The following is a 14,084-nucleotide window of genomic DNA, read 5'->3' on the forward strand; positions in this document are numbered from 1 at the left end:
AATAGATGTTCCCAGTCAGTCTACTTGATAGACTAAACACTTTGTTAAATGTTGGAGTATTCAATGGCACAAAGCATGACAGGCTTTGCCAGCCAAACCACGACCCTAGGCGAGTGGAAGCTGTCATTTGAGTGCAAATCTGTCAACAGCCGCTTTCTCGACATTACGCTTAAGCTGCCTGACGTTGTAAAGGTCTGTGAGTCACAGCTCAGGCAAACAATAAGTGATGCGCTTGTTCGAGGTAAAGTGGAGCTCGCGATTCGACTTGAACGTGACGAGAGCTTCCCCGAAGGCAAAGTCAATGCAGATAAATTAGCCGAACTCGAGCAGGCCCTAGAAACCATTAGAAATAACGTGTCTGATGTACGCCCGCCGTCAGCACTCGACGTGCTTCAAATGCCCGGCGTTTGGGTTAGCGAAAAGGCCGACACAAGCAGCCTCGTTGCACATTGCCTCACTTGCGCCCCCGAAGTATTGACGGCCTTGGTTGCTCATCGACAGTCAGAAGGATCCCGACTTGAGGCAATGCTTAAAGAGCGTTGTGTCGCCATCACACACATTGTTACCGCTTATCGCAAAGAGTTGCCCGCGCTTACTGACGCCCATGAACAGAAACTGCGCGATCGCATTGCGGCACTCAACATTAACCATGATGAAAAACGCCTCGAAGAAGAGTTGGTCTTTCTTGCCAATAAGTCAGATGTTGCCGAGGAACTTGACCGGCTGGAAGCGCACATAGAGGCTATTTATGAGGCGCTTAACAGCAACGAGCCTTGCGGTCGGCGGCTCGATTTCCTTATGCAGGAACTCAATCGGGAGGCAAACACATTGGGGTCTAAAACGACCTCACTGTCCACAACCAATGCCGCGGTTGAGCTAAAAGTACTGATAGAGCAAATGCGAGAGCAGGTACAGAACCTTGAGTAAAAATAGAAAAATACAGGGCCAGCTGTATGTTGTCTCCGCTCCAAGTGGCGCTGGTAAAACCTCGCTCGTAAGGGCGCTTGTCGACTCAACTGACGACTTAGCTGTCTCTGTTTCTCATACGACACGGGCAATGCGCCCAGGCGAAATCGATGGCGTTAACTACCACTTCGTCTCGGCGGAGACGTTCTGCGAAATAAGAGACCAAGGCGGATTTTTCGAGTGGGCACAGGTATTCGACAATTTTTACGGTTCGAGTAGCCAGGGCGTAACCGATCAACTCGACGAGGGCGTGGATGTCATATTGGAAATCGACTGGCAAGGTGCGGCACAGGTAAAGCAGCAGATGCCTAACGCCATCGCTATTTTCATTTTGCCACCGTCCACTGCGGCGCTCCGTGAACGCCTCACTGAGCGTGGCCAAGACGAATCCAGCGTGATTGAGCGTCGGATGCAGTCAGCTCGCGATGAAATGTCGCACTACGGTAAGGCCGACTACGTCGTACTCAACGATAATTTTGATGCGGCACTTCTAGACCTCGAATCCGTCATTAAAAGCCAGAGACTGTCGCAGCGCCATCAATCTCAGCGGCTCACCTCGGTTATCGCCGATTTGCTTGGAGAGTGACCTGCAAGCTAGTATCGACAAGTACTGCGTCCAGTCGATATACTGCGCGCCCATTTAATTTCAGGACATCCGCATGGCACGCGTAACCGTTGAAGATTGCCTCGATAACGTCGACAACCGATTTGAATTAGTGCTTTTGGCTTCTAAGCGAGCTCGCCAGCTAAGCACAGGCGGCAAAGACGCGCTGGTCGAGGTCGACTCAGACAAGGCGACTGTTGTTGCACTACGCGAGATCGCAGAAGGTCTGATAACACCCGACGTTATGGCTCGCGAGCACGAGCTAGAAGCAGAAGAAGAGTTTGCCGCTAGCTTTGAGACGCCTGTACTGTAAGTACTCAGGCCAATGCTGAAAAGCCAGGACTCGTGTCGACACCGCTAAAAGCATTAGGAGCCTCACTCACCGACGTTTCTCGACGGTTGGGGCTCCAGACGACCTCTCGACCACAGTTACTCCCCACGCACAATCAAAGACAGTCCCTCACAGGCTTTGAGGATGTGCTCAATGACTACTTATCTCCCGAACAAGTAAGCACCATAAAGCGCGCGTATTTTTACGCCGAGCAAGCGCACTACGGTCAGGCTAGACGAACCGGTGAACCCTACGTTACACACCCTTTAGCGGTCGCTACTGTGCTCGCGCGAATGCACATGGATCACGAAAGCATTATGGCCGCTCTGCTGCACGATGTTATTGAAGATACCGGTGTTTCAAAGGAAGACATACGCACGCAGTTTGGTGAGGAGGTTGCCGATCTCGTCGACGGCGTGAGTAAACTCACGCATGTAGAATTTGACAGCGCAGAAGAAAAACAAGCCGAGAACTTTCAAAAAATGGCGTTGGCCATGGCGCGTGATATTCGCGTCATTCTCGTTAAATTGGCCGATCGGCTGCACAACATGCGAACGTTGGGAGCGCTTAAGCCAGAAGCGAAGAAACGCATCGCCAATGAAACACTCGATATTTATGCACCCATAGCAACTCGATTGGGTATGAATGAAGTTCGTATGGAGTTTGAGGATTTGGGTCTTCGAACACTGTACCCCATGAGAGCGCGTCGGCTGGAAGCCGCCAGAGAAGCTGCACGCGGTCGTCGCAAGCAACTCATCGAAGACATTACAGAACAACTCGAGCAAGCAATTAAGCGCGATAATATTGAAGGGAGAGTCGCTGGACGCGAAAAGCACCTTTACAGCATCTACTCAAAAATGCGCGAAAAGCGAAAATCCTTTTCAGACATCATGGATATTTTTGCCTTTCGAGTCATCGTCGACGACGTCGATGCCTGCTATCGCGCGCTGGGCGTTGTGCACTCCCTATACAAGCCGGTTCCGGGCGAATTTAAAGACTACATTGCCATTCCCAAAGCCAATGGCTATCAGTCCCTCCACACTGTTTTGAGAGGCATGCATGGTGTGCCGATTGAAATCCAAATTCGTACTCATGACATGGAGAATATGGCGAATAACGGTATCGCCGCTCACTGGCTTTATAAAAGCAATCAGGACAACGCCAATATTCCCCAAATGCGTGCCCGCGAGTGGGTTAAAGGACTGCTCGAAATGCAACAGACGGCAGGCAATTCGCTGGAATTTATCGAAAGCGTCAAAGTCGACCTGTTCCCTGACGAAGTCTATGTTTTTACACCTCGTGGAAAGATCATGGAGCTTCCCAAAGGCGCGTGTGCCGTTGATTTCGCCTACGCTGTGCACACAGATGTCGGTAATCAATGTGTCGCCTGCCGCATAAACAACCAGTTAGCGCCGTTATCAGAGCCGCTTGAAAGTGGTGTGAGTGTTGAGATTGTCACGTCTCCTGCAGGGAGGCCGACGCCATCGTGGCTTAACTTCGTTGTGACCGCCCGCGCTCGATCTCAGATACGGCATTTTTTGAAACAACAGCAACACGAAGATTCTGTAGCCCTCGGCCAGAAACTCTTAACAAAGGCGATCGCCGCACTGACGCCCGATGACGGCATCGACAACAGCAGCATCGAGTCGCGCGTCGCTGAGCACTATCCTGGAACCGATTACGAAACAATTTTGACGGATCTTGCCCTTGGCAATCAGTTGCCACAGGTGGTCGCGGCGACGCTGCTTGGACAGTCAGGAGCGTCTTTAGAGAACGATCAAAGCGCCATGGAGATTAAGGGGACGGAAGGGTATGTGCTTGTCTATGCTAAGTGCTGCTGCCCTTTACCGGGTGACCCTATCGAGGGATTTTTAAGTCCAGACCGAGGTTTGGTCGTGCATCGCGAGAATTGCCGTAATCTCGACGATCTACGTGAGCAGCCCGAACGCCTCATGCCACTGAGATGGGACGACCAAATCGAGGGAACCTACCCGGTGGCGCTCAGAATTGAGATGGCGAATCAACGCGGTATGATCGCCACCCTAGCAACAAAGCTCAGTGCAATTGGGCTCAATATCGAGCGGATTTCAACGCAAGATGAGTCCGTGCACTTTTCAAATATCATCATTGAATTACAACTCAACAGCCGGGTTCACCTTGCTCGTGTCATGAAGCGTATCCGCGTTATGGAAGGTGTCCGCAAAGTCGTTCGTTGCAGTCGGCGTTAACCCCATGACATTTTCACCCCAGCAGGTAACCCCATGAAGAATCGCGCAGTTATAAGCACCGCAGCCGCTCCTTCGGCTATTGGTCCCTACTCTCAGGCGGTAAAGGTTGGCAATACCGTTTGGATCTCGGGACAGATCCCGCTCGACCCCACAACAATGGAAATTGTAAGCGGTGGTATTGAGGCAGAGACCCGCCAAGTGTTTGCTAACTTGCAGGCGATTGCAGACGCGGCAGGGGGAAGCTTAGACAGCTCCGTGAAGATCAATATCTCGCTCACTGACTTAAGCAACTTTCAGGTCGTCAATGCCGTCATGGCGGAAGTTTTTAATGAGCCTTATCCAGCTCGGGCTTGCGTCCAAGTTGCGGCGCTTCCAAAGGGCGTTCAGGTGGAAATTGAGGCGATTCTGGCGCTTTAAACACCAAACTTAAAACAAAAAAGCAGTCTCGTAGTGCGACGTGGCTGTCGCGTTCGCCATAGATTAGTGGCGGCCTCGACCGGAAAACAGAATGTTTTGCACGGTCGGTGCGACCGCGCGACATTTGCGCGTCATTTACGCAACATTAAGAAGATGCCGCCAAGCTCAATGCGCCCTCGTACCCTTCGCGAAAACTTGGATAACGAAGCGCAATACCCATCGCACGTAGTTTGGCGTTACTCACGCGTCGATTTGCACGGGGTTGATTATCTCTCTCTCCTAGTGGTTCCCGGCCAAGCATGCTGAAACACCATTTTTCGAGTTCTCGCGTCGTTACTGGCGCGTCGTCATTGAGGTTCAACGTTGCAGGCAGCCTTTCGCCACGGATGTCACGCTTAACCAACTCTGCAATCACAGCCGCTGCGTCATCCCTGTGGATACGATTCGTAAATCCGTCATTGATACGCGATGAATGGCCCTCCAGGATGGGCCCTAACATAATGGGGTTTGCACCGTCATAGAGGCCACTGGGACGCACCACCGTCGTCGTCACGGAACGCCGAAAGCAGGCCTCTGCGGTGAGTAAAGCGTCGACAAAAGGGTCACCGGCTGCGAGCGGTGAGTCTTCTTCTACCCAACCTCCCGATTTCTCGGCATAAACCCGTGTTGATGAAACAAAAATTGCTCGCCTGACACCCTTTAGCAAACCAGCGTCGGCGATATTTTGAGCGGCCTTGGCATACCCTTGAGAATAACCGGTCACATCACGACTGCTGGGCACCGGGGTAAAAATAAGGTAATCCGGCTGTGTCTTGGCTGCCTCTGCGAGGCCTTCAACCGAACTGTAGTCACCATAGATCCGCTTGGGTGTGGCATCCGACAACCGCTCTGGGTGTCGGGAGACGCCCATTACCTCTGCGACCTGACTCAAATGAGGAAGCGCACGCGTTGCCAAGTCACCAAAACCTATGATCATTACCCTTGGAGTCTTCACCTTAGTGCCTTCGTCCCGCTATTATCAAAGGTGCAAGGTAACCGAAGCTCACTGTGTCGAACAATATTCTTCAACTGCCACTCCGACAATTTAAAGGCGTTGGCCCTAAAGTTTTTAGCAAGCTTGAGTCCATGGGCCTTGAGACTGTGGAAGACTTGCTGTTTCACTTTCCTCTTCGGTATCAAGATAAAACGCGCCTTTCGTGCATAGGTGAACTCAAAGAGGGCATGGATGCGGTAGTGCGCGGAACCATCCGCGCCTCTGGTATCGCCAGAGGTCGACGCCCGACCTTAATCGTCAAAGTCGACGACGGTACTGGGTTGATAACGCTACGTTTTTTCCACTTCCGGCGAGCACAGGCGCAACAGCTTCGTATAGGCGACACCATCACACTCTTTGGGCAGCCACGAATGGTGGGGGGTAACACCGAGTTCGCACATCCGGAATATATGGTTGGAGACCGGGAGCCGCAATTAGAAGAAGCGCTGACACCGGTCTACCCCGTAACAGAAGGTATGGGCCAGTCGACCATGCGAAATTTAACGCAACAGGCACTCACTTACCTCACACAAAACCCTCCAGAAGACCTCCTCACGGGGCTACCCGGAGACAGTCCATCGATTACCGATTCGATCAAACTTCTTCATCGTCCGTCCCCGGATGCCAACACCGCTGCGATTGTTGCAGGCGAGCATCCCGCTCAACTGCGACTGGCATTGGAGGAGCTTGTGGCCCATCAACTGTCGCTCTTGTCGCGACGCGCACGAACACACGAGAAGACCGCCGCGCCTGTGAACTCTCAGGGCAAACTCGCTGATGCCATCACCTCTCAACTGCCATTTACCCTCACTGGTGCTCAACAGCGGGTCTGTGAAGAAATCGTAGCTGACCTTCGGAAATCAACGCCAATGCTCCGTCTCTTACAAGGCGACGTTGGGTCGGGGAAAACACTCGTTGCCGCACTCACAGCCGCGCATATGGTCGAGTCAAAGCACCAGGTCGCGCTTATGGCGCCCACCGAACTATTGTCAGAACAACACTTCGCAGGCTTTCAGAAATGGTTTGAACCGCTTGGCATTAACGTTCTTTGGCTAACAGGACAAATCAAAGGTAAAGCGCGCAAGGCGGCGCTTGAGCGTATAGAGGCCGGCGAAGTCGACATTATTGTGGGTACGCATGCGTTGTTTCAGGATGCAGTGGCATTTAAGTCACTGGGCCTGGTGTTAGTCGACGAACAACACCGGTTTGGTGTTAATCAACGACTGTCGCTGACACAACGCGGACTGAACGAGATCACACCGCATCAGCTGACCATGACAGCGACCCCTATACCAAGAACGCTTTCAATGGTGGCATATGCGGACTTGGATTGTTCAACAATCGACGAGCTCCCGCCGGGTCGTAAGCCGATTACCACCGCACTCATCGATAACGACAGACGACAAAGTGTCATCGAGCGCGTCGGTAATGCCTGCCAGCAGGGTCGGCAAGCTTACTGGGTCTGCGCGCTTATTGAGGAAAGTGAGGCACTGGATGCCACAGCCGCAGAAGTCACTGCGGAGCAATTAGAGGCAGCGCTGCCGGGCTTGCGCATCGGGCTCCTGCATGGCCGGATCTCCAGCCAAGAAAAAGGGGACATCATGGCAGCCTTCGCGAACCATGAGCTCGATATTCTGGTCGCAACCACGGTAATCGAAGTCGGTGTTGATGTGCCAAACGCGAGCTTAATGATTATCGAGAACGCGGAAAGATTCGGTCTAGCGCAGCTTCATCAGCTCCGAGGACGAGTAGGCCGCGGTGCAGTCGAGAGTCACTGCATATTGATGTACCAGTCGCCCTTGAGCCAGACGGCACGGGACAGGCTAACGGTCATGCGTGAGTCTCAAGATGGCTTTGTCCTGGCTGAAAAAGACCTCGAAATCAGAGGGCCTGGCGAGGTGCTGGGAACACGGCAGACGGGCGTCTCTTCTTTCAGAGTTGCCCGGCTCCCTGAGCACAATGAATTACTCGAAAAGGCGCAAGATATTGCATCAAATATGGTGAGTACCGATGCACAGCGCGCAGAAAAAATCGAACAGCGCTGGACACGCACACTCGAGGCCTTCGCACACGTATAATAGACGGCTGCAGCTCATAGCAACTTCCAATAAAGGCTTTAAACCATGGCATCCCTCACATCAGGAAAGTTCGCTGCGTTACTGCGGGTGATGCGTTTTGATAAGCCAATCGGTACTTACTTGCTACTTGCTCCCGCACTTTGGGGACTGATCATTGCGTCTGAGGGCGTACCAGGACTGTTTTTACTCGTTACATTCGTCGTGGGGGCCGTTGTCATGCGCTCAGCGGGCTGTACCACGAACGATCTGACCGATAGAAACCTTGATGGTTTCGTAGAGAGAACGCGCGACAGACCCCTTGTAACCGGAGAGATTTCTGTTTTTGAGGCCTTAAGTCTACTTCTTGTTTTGTTCGGGATCGCGCTCTGGTTAGTTATCCAAATTAACTGGCTAACCGTCCAACTTTCTGTCATCGGCGCTGCGCTGACTATTATTTACCCGTTTATGAAGCGCATTACACACCTGCCACAGTTTGTATTGGGGGCGGCGTTTTCTTGGAGCATACCAATGGCCTTTGCCGCGACACTAAACCAACTCCCCGCAGGTCTTTGGTGGTTGTTTGTGGCTAACCTGCTTTGGGTTGTTGTTTATGACACGCAATACGCAATGGTTGATCGCGAAGATGACCTGGAAGTAGGCATCAAATCGACCGCTATCCTATTCGGCGAGGCAGACACACGAATCATCCTCTTCTTACAGCTTCTGTGCCTGGCTTGCTTTGTGGCAACAGGGTTAAGCTTTGAGTTAGGTGCCATTTACTTTGCCTCAATTGCAGTTGTCGCCGCGCTTTTTTTTCGGCATCAGCGACTTATCAGCAATCGTTCACGCGAGACCTGCTTCCAAGCCTTTAACGAGAGTAAATGGATAGGACTCATTGTTGCGATGGGGCTGCTGGGACACTTTGCGGTCTATCCCGTATAAGCAACGATGCAAATAATCCGGTAGCCGCGTGGAACTTAGAATTTTTCCCAATGTAAAAGACCTTCCTTGCAAGGAGTGGGAGCAAGCCTTTTCTTCAGGCTACCCATTTCTAAAACAGCGCTTTCTCCAGGGCCTCGAATCCTCCGGCAGTACCAACGGTGATTCTGGTTGGCAAAATTGCCACTTGGCGCTTTTTGACGATGAGAAATCTATTGCAATGGCGCCGGGGTTTCTCAAAAGTCATAGCTACGGTGAGTATGTGTTCGATTGGTCATGGGCCGATGCTTGGCACCGAAGTGGTCTGGATTACTACCCAAAACTTGTGACAGCCATTCCCTTCACCCCCGCAACAGGACCGCGAATTTGGACCGAAGCAAACACTAGCGACGTGCTACCAAGTTTTATCAACGCGGTCACCGATTGGTGCGAATCTGAGAAGATCTCCAGTTGGCACATTCTCTTTCCCGAGGAGGAGACGTCTTTTGCGTTGTCTGAATTGGGCTTAGTGCAACGAATGACTACCCAATTTCATTGGTTTAATCGCGGCTATACCCATTTTGACGACTTCTTAGCTGAATTTAACAGCCGAAAGCGCAAAGCACTTAAAAAAGAGCGTGCGGCAATCACAGCTCAGAATCTATGGCTGAGCACAAAAACTGGCGCAGAAATATCCGAGGCCGATTGGAATTTCTTCTATTACTGTTACCAGACTACGTACCTAAAGCGCAGTGGTCACGAGGGCTATCTAACCGGTGAGTTCTTCACAGGCGTATGCCCTTCACTTGGCGAAGATACCGTTATGGTGATTGCACATGAGGGGGAGAATCCGGTTGCTGCCGCGCTCTATTTTGTCGACGGTCAAACACTGTACGGGCGTTACTGGGGCTGCCTCAAAGAGTTTGATTTCTTGCACTTCGAAGCCTGCTACTACCGTGGAATCGAATATTGTATTGAGAAAGGCCTGTCGCGGTTTGACCCCGGTGCACAAGGCGAACACAAGATTCAGCGGGGGTTTGAACCCACCCTAACGTATTCGAATCACTGGATAAGCGAACCACGACTCAAGGACGCGGTTGCTGATTTTTGCCGAAGGGATTGCGATCACGTTCGTCGCTATCGCGATGAAGCCGCGACCTTACTGCCGTTTAAAAAGCAAGATGCTTAAGCCGGCACCTCGTCGCGCAGGAAAACCCACTGATCACCCTGTGACTGTTCATCGCTGTAGTAGTACCCCGCCTCCGAAAACGATTTCAGCGCCTCAGGCTCTGTTATGCGGTTATCGATGATATAGCGCGCCATAAGACCGCGCGCTTTTTTGGCAAAGAACGAGATCATTTTGTACTGACCATTTTTGAGGTCTTTAAACTGCGGAGTGATGATGTCGGCGTTAAGGAGCTTTGGCTTTACTGCTTTGAAATATTCGTTCGAAGCAAGATTGATCAACACCTCCGTTTTTGCACTTACAAGGTCAGCGTTTAAGGTGTCGGTCAGCTGCTCTCCCCAGAATTCGTAGAGATTTTTACCGCGCTGATTCGTAAATTTAAGCCCCATTTCGAGTCGATAGGGTTGCATTAAATCGAGCGGACGCAACAGCCCATATAAACCAGAGAGAATGCGCAATCGCGTTTGAGCGAAGTCGAGGTCATCCTCTGACAGGGTCTCTGCTTGCAAACCCGTGTAAACATCGCCTTTAAACGCAAGAACTGCTTGCTTGGCATTGTCGCTGGTTGATTCTGACTGCCAATTCATAAAGCGTTCATGATTTAAGTGGGCTATCTGTTCACTGACACCCATCAGCGCACGAATATCGTCCGGGTTTAAGCCTCTTGCGTCCTCAACAAGGAGCGCTGACTGATCCATAAATCTGGGTAGCGTCGCTGACTGAGTAATGGGCGCTGTTTCGTAATCAAGCGTTTTCGCGGGGGACAGTACAGTAAGCACGGTGATTCTCTCTGCAATTGCGGTTCACTCGATGATAACCTTCAACGTCGTCTTGAGAAACGGGTTAACACAGTGAACTACTGGGCAACTTTTGCGCAGACCATCAACCGCACCAATCAAGCCATTGGTAAAAGTGTTGCCTTTGCAAGTATCGCTATGGCTCTCGTGACAACCAGCGTTGTCATTCTGCGCTACGGTTTTGAACAAGGCGCCATCGCAGCTCAGGAGTCCGTGCTGTACCTGCATGGTGCGCTGTTTATGCTGGGCGCCGCACCCACCCTGTTGGCAGATAAGCATGTTCGCGTCGATGTGTTTTATCGTAATTTCAGCCAGCGCCAACAAACTTGGGTCAATACGGTAGGGCATGTTCTGTTCACAATACCTATTTGTTTACTCATCGTATTCGGCTCCTACGGCTACGTCTCCGAAAGCTGGTCTATTATGGAAACCTCACCCGAGCCCGGCGGAATACCAGCCGTCTTCTTGTTAAAAACGTTGATACCTGCCATGGGCACACTGCTATTTTTGCAGGCCGTAAGCGCTATCATCATCGGGTTGATTGAGCTGAGCGAGGTGCCCGCCAATGATTGAAGGTGAGTTAGCGCTCGCTCTCTTTGCAAGCGTCTGTACATTGTTGCTCTTTGGCTTTCCAGTGGCATTAACCCTGGGTGGAACCGCACTGTTGTTTGCATCTTTTGGTGTGATTGCGGGTCACTTTGATGCGAGTTTCGTTGCGGCGCTCTCCGGTCGAATATTTGGCACCATAACCAACGAGACCTTAGTGGCCGTTCCCTTGTTCATACTGATGGGTGTGACGCTGGAGCGTGCAAAAATTGCTGAAGAACTGCTTACAGCGATGGCTAATGCCTTGGGCAATCGAACCGGTGGTTTAGGGATGGCGGTCATTATTGTTGGCGCGCTGCTCGCCGCGAGCACCGGCATTGTTGGCGCCACCGTCGTCACCATGGGCGTCCTCGCGCTGCCTTCTATGTTAAAGGCGGGATACAACCCGAAGCTTGCAACCGGTCTAATTTGTGCAACCGGAACGCTGGGCCAGATTATTCCACCCTCTATTGCTCTCGTACTGCTGGGCGACATCATGTCGACCGCCTATCAGCAAGCCCAACTCCAAAGCGGCATCATTAACACGCAAACCGTCTCTGTTGGCGATCTGTTTGTGGGCTCTTTATTACCAGGGCTTGTGTTAGTCGGTCTGTACCTGAGCTACCTATTGTTCGTTGGTTGGCGCAATCCGTCGAACTGCCCTGCGCCCGAGGAAGCGGCTGCGACACCCGGCACGACGGTGCTAGGGGCAATTGCTCCACCACTGGGGCTTATAACGGTTGTCTTAGGGTCCATTATTTTGGGTGCTGCAACGCCCACAGAGGCGGCAGGTGTTGGTGCAGTGGGAGCGATGGCGCTTGCCAGTTTCAAACATGCACTCAACCTGTCTGTTCTCAAAGACATCGCACGATCAACCATGCAGACCACGAGCATGGTCTTCCTTATCTTAATAGGTGCCGCCCTTTTCTCACTGGTGTTTCGCGGGTTTGGTGGTGATGAGGCTATCGAGGGGTTCTTCGAAACACTCGGTGGCGGGCCGCACGTTGCGTTGTTGATCGTGATGTTGGTGATGTTCTTGTTGGGCTTTATTCTCGACTTTATTGAAATCACCTTCGTTGTCGTACCGATCGTTGCACCAATTCTTTTATCCATGGGATTTGACCCAATCTGGTTGGGCGTCATGATCGCTGTTAACCTCCAAACCTCATTCCTAACTCCACCTTTTGGGTTTGCACTGTTTTATCTGCGTGGAGTCGCCGACGATTCGGTGGCAACGAGCGACATATATCAGGGTGTCATCCCTTTCGTATTCATTCAGATAGGCCTACTCGGCACGCTTTGGCTGATTCCTGATATCGTCACCTGGCTACCAAGCATGATGGGGCGTTGATCTAACGGGTCAAACAAGCAGTACATTTGACGAGAGACAAAATCATGACCGCGCGATTTGGAGTCGTAAATGAACCCAATTGATGAAAACCCCAGACCTCAAGGCGAACTAGCCCTGCAAACCGTGGCTATGCCTGCAGATACAAACGCAAACGGGGATATCTTTGGTGGATGGCTATTGTCTCAAATGGATATTGCGGGAGGGGTTGCCGCGGCGGAGGTGGCGAGAGGGCGCGTAGCGACAGTTGCTGTTCAAGGCATGTCATTTCTGACGCCTGTTCATGTCGGTGCGGTCGTCAGCTGCTATTGCGACATTCTCGATATTGGACGGAGCTCGGTTCGTGTCCTCATCGAAGTGTGGATCAACTCACAACACGATGGCGACCCCATAAAAGTTACCGAAGGCGAGTTTATTTACGTCGCCATCGACAACGCGAAACGCACGCGCACTATTGGTCAGTAAACGATATGGGTGGCAACACCCGATCTCTTGCGTTTAGGTAAGCGCGTTCTGATATCTCATGATAGGTCCGAACGCCATCAAGGAACGTTTGATACGACGCAGAAATTTTGGTCGCCATGGGGTCATCTTCTTTGAGCTTATCCAAGGCAATGACCGCATTGCTGTGCAAAATATCCAACACATCGTCGGGTAATGGCCGCAACTTTGTATCGTACTCCTCAAGAAGTGCCGTCAACGACGAATTGTTACGAGCGGTAAATTCATCGAGCATGTCCTGGTTGGTCGCACGGGCCGCACCTTCAACGATTGCCTGTAGATCTGGGGAAAGGCGGTCAAAAGCATCCTGATTCACCGTAAATTCGAGCATTGCACCCGGCTCGTGCCAACCGGGGTAATAGTAATACTCTGCAACTTCCATCAACCCCAAGGTACGGTCGTTATAAGGGCCCACCCATTCCACCGCGTCGATAACGCCGGTCTGCATAGAGGTATAGATCTCCCCACCCGCGAGTCGCACTGAGGTGCCACCCGAGGCGGTAAAGACCTCGCCGGCGAGCCCCGGAATGCGCATCTTCAAGCCTTTTAGGTCATTGGCGGATTTCAGCTCCCGATTGAACCACCCCGCCATCTGAACACCCGTGGAGCCACCAGCAAACGGCCGCACACCAAAAGGCGCGTAAAGCTCACGCCATAGCTCCAGGCCCCCGCCATAGTGCAACCAACCATTCATTTCCTGCGCGGTCATACCAAATGGCACTGCGGTGTAAAAAACCGATGAGGGGATTTTGCCTTTCCAGTAGTAAGAGGCCCCATGCCCCATTTCCGCCACACCTTGCGATACAGCGTCGAAAACCTCGAAAGGCGGCACAACCTCGCCCGCTCCATAGACCCGGATGCTGAGACGCCCATTACTCATCTCTTCAACACGACGCGCAAAATTTTCAGGTGCAGAGCCTAGGCCGGGCAAACCTTTAGGCCATGTCGTCACAAGCTTCCATTTAATTTCCTCGGTGCTTACAACTTGCGAGCGCGTTGCAGAGACCGGGTCCTTTTTTTGTGAATCCAGCGCCCAAAGACCTAACGTGCCCACCCACAACAGCAGGAGACAGACAATGGCTACCGGTAGAACAGTTCTCTCTTTCATGCGCG

The 14,084-nt window shown here is 52.0% G+C and carries 14 protein-coding genes; 11 read left to right on the forward strand and 3 right to left on the reverse strand.

What is annotated here, in order from left to right:
* Nucleotides 1–63 precede the first annotated feature (63 nt).
* From E0F26_RS02510 to E0F26_RS02530, 5 genes are all read left to right on the forward strand, one after another.
* A complete protein-coding gene (locus tag E0F26_RS02510) occupies nucleotides 64–927 on the forward strand; it encodes a YicC/YloC family endoribonuclease (RefSeq protein ID WP_279242471.1) in 864 nt (287 codons plus the stop codon).
* Complete coding sequence (gmk, locus tag E0F26_RS02515) at nucleotides 920–1,552, forward strand: guanylate kinase (protein WP_279242472.1); 633 nt, start codon at nucleotides 920–922, stop codon at nucleotides 1,550–1,552. The genes E0F26_RS02510 and gmk overlap by 8 nt, the downstream gene beginning before the upstream one ends.
* A gap of 73 nt (nucleotides 1,553–1,625) precedes the next feature.
* Nucleotides 1,626–1,883: a DNA-directed RNA polymerase subunit omega gene (gene rpoZ, locus E0F26_RS02520; RefSeq protein WP_279242473.1), complete on the forward strand. Its 258-nt coding sequence runs from the start codon at nucleotides 1,626–1,628 to the stop codon at nucleotides 1,881–1,883.
* A gap of 32 nt (nucleotides 1,884–1,915) precedes the next feature.
* A complete protein-coding gene (locus E0F26_RS02525; RefSeq protein WP_279242474.1) occupies nucleotides 1,916–4,129 on the forward strand; it encodes a RelA/SpoT family protein in 2,214 nt (737 codons plus the stop codon).
* A 33-nt stretch (nucleotides 4,130–4,162) separates the two neighbouring features.
* Entirely contained in the window at nucleotides 4,163–4,546 is a 384-nt protein-coding gene (locus E0F26_RS02530; protein WP_279242475.1) for a RidA family protein, read from the forward strand.
* Between the two features lie 145 nt (nucleotides 4,547–4,691).
* Here E0F26_RS02530 and E0F26_RS02535 read toward each other — a convergent pair whose 3' ends face one another.
* Nucleotides 4,692–5,540 (reverse strand): NAD(P)H-binding protein, encoded by an 849-nt coding sequence (locus E0F26_RS02535; protein ID WP_279242476.1) that lies wholly within the window; start codon nucleotides 5,538–5,540, stop codon nucleotides 4,692–4,694.
* A 53-nt stretch (nucleotides 5,541–5,593) separates the two neighbouring features.
* Here E0F26_RS02535 and recG point away from each other — a divergent pair, with 53 nt between their 5' ends.
* The 3 genes from recG to E0F26_RS02550 are packed head-to-tail and all read left to right on the forward strand — an operon-like array spanning nucleotide 5,594 to nucleotide 9,743.
* Nucleotides 5,594–7,657 (forward strand): ATP-dependent DNA helicase RecG, encoded by a 2,064-nt coding sequence (gene recG, locus E0F26_RS02540; protein ID WP_279242477.1) that lies wholly within the window; start codon nucleotides 5,594–5,596, stop codon nucleotides 7,655–7,657.
* A gap of 45 nt (nucleotides 7,658–7,702) precedes the next feature.
* A complete protein-coding gene (ubiA, locus tag E0F26_RS02545) occupies nucleotides 7,703–8,578 on the forward strand; it encodes a 4-hydroxybenzoate octaprenyltransferase (RefSeq protein ID WP_279242478.1) in 876 nt (291 codons plus the stop codon).
* Nucleotides 8,579–8,606: 28 nt separating this feature from the next.
* Nucleotides 8,607–9,743 carry a GNAT family N-acetyltransferase gene (locus E0F26_RS02550; RefSeq protein WP_279242479.1) on the forward strand — a complete coding sequence of 379 codons (1,137 nt, stop codon included), beginning with the start codon at nucleotides 8,607–8,609 and terminating at the stop codon, nucleotides 9,741–9,743.
* On the opposite strand, the gene yaaA is transcribed toward E0F26_RS02550, so the two are convergent.
* A complete protein-coding gene (gene yaaA / locus E0F26_RS02555; RefSeq protein ID WP_279242480.1) occupies nucleotides 9,740–10,519 on the reverse strand; it encodes a peroxide stress protein YaaA in 780 nt (259 codons plus the stop codon). The genes E0F26_RS02550 and yaaA overlap by 4 nt on opposite strands.
* A gap of 72 nt (nucleotides 10,520–10,591) precedes the next feature.
* On the opposite strand from yaaA, the gene E0F26_RS02560 reads away from it, so the two are divergent.
* The 3 genes from E0F26_RS02560 (at nucleotide 10,592) to E0F26_RS02570 (ending at nucleotide 12,935) form a co-directional block, all read left to right on the forward strand.
* Complete coding sequence (locus tag E0F26_RS02560; RefSeq protein ID WP_279242481.1) at nucleotides 10,592–11,110, forward strand: TRAP transporter small permease subunit; 519 nt, start codon at nucleotides 10,592–10,594, stop codon at nucleotides 11,108–11,110.
* Nucleotides 11,103–12,473, forward strand: coding sequence for a TRAP transporter large permease (locus tag E0F26_RS02565; RefSeq protein ID WP_279242482.1), 1,371 nt, complete (start codon nucleotides 11,103–11,105; stop codon nucleotides 12,471–12,473). The genes E0F26_RS02560 and E0F26_RS02565 overlap by 8 nt, the downstream gene beginning before the upstream one ends.
* Before the next feature lie 69 nt (nucleotides 12,474–12,542).
* Complete coding sequence (locus tag E0F26_RS02570; protein ID WP_279242483.1) at nucleotides 12,543–12,935, forward strand: acyl-CoA thioesterase; 393 nt, start codon at nucleotides 12,543–12,545, stop codon at nucleotides 12,933–12,935.
* Here E0F26_RS02570 and E0F26_RS02575 read toward each other — a convergent pair.
* Nucleotides 12,922–14,079 carry a TRAP transporter substrate-binding protein gene (locus E0F26_RS02575; RefSeq protein ID WP_279242484.1) on the reverse strand — a complete coding sequence of 386 codons (1,158 nt, stop codon included), beginning with the start codon at nucleotides 14,077–14,079 and terminating at the stop codon, nucleotides 12,922–12,924. The genes E0F26_RS02570 and E0F26_RS02575 overlap by 14 nt on opposite strands.
* Between the last annotated feature and the right edge of the window lie 5 nt (nucleotides 14,080–14,084).

It is taken from the genome of Candidatus Paraluminiphilus aquimaris (assembly GCF_026230195.1).
Taxonomy (GTDB): Bacteria; Pseudomonadota; Gammaproteobacteria; order Pseudomonadales; family Halieaceae; genus Luminiphilus; species Luminiphilus aquimaris.

Coding starts and splice junctions, on each gene's coding strand:
- E0F26_RS02530 (WP_279242475.1), top strand. CDS start 4,163: ATGAAGAATCGCGCAGTTATAAGCACCGCAGCCGCTCCTTCGGCTATT.
- E0F26_RS02565 (WP_279242482.1), top strand. CDS start 11,103: ATGATTGAAGGTGAGTTAGCGCTCGCTCTCTTTGCAAGCGTCTGTACA.
- E0F26_RS02510 (WP_279242471.1), top strand. CDS start 64: ATGGCACAAAGCATGACAGGCTTTGCCAGCCAAACCACGACCCTAGGC.
- E0F26_RS02570 (WP_279242483.1), top strand. CDS start 12,543: ATGAACCCAATTGATGAAAACCCCAGACCTCAAGGCGAACTAGCCCTG.
- ubiA (WP_279242478.1), top strand. CDS start 7,703: ATGGCATCCCTCACATCAGGAAAGTTCGCTGCGTTACTGCGGGTGATG.
- rpoZ (WP_279242473.1), top strand. CDS start 1,626: ATGGCACGCGTAACCGTTGAAGATTGCCTCGATAACGTCGACAACCGA.
- E0F26_RS02575 (WP_279242484.1), bottom strand. CDS start 14,079: ATGAAAGAGAGAACTGTTCTACCGGTAGCCATTGTCTGTCTCCTGCTG.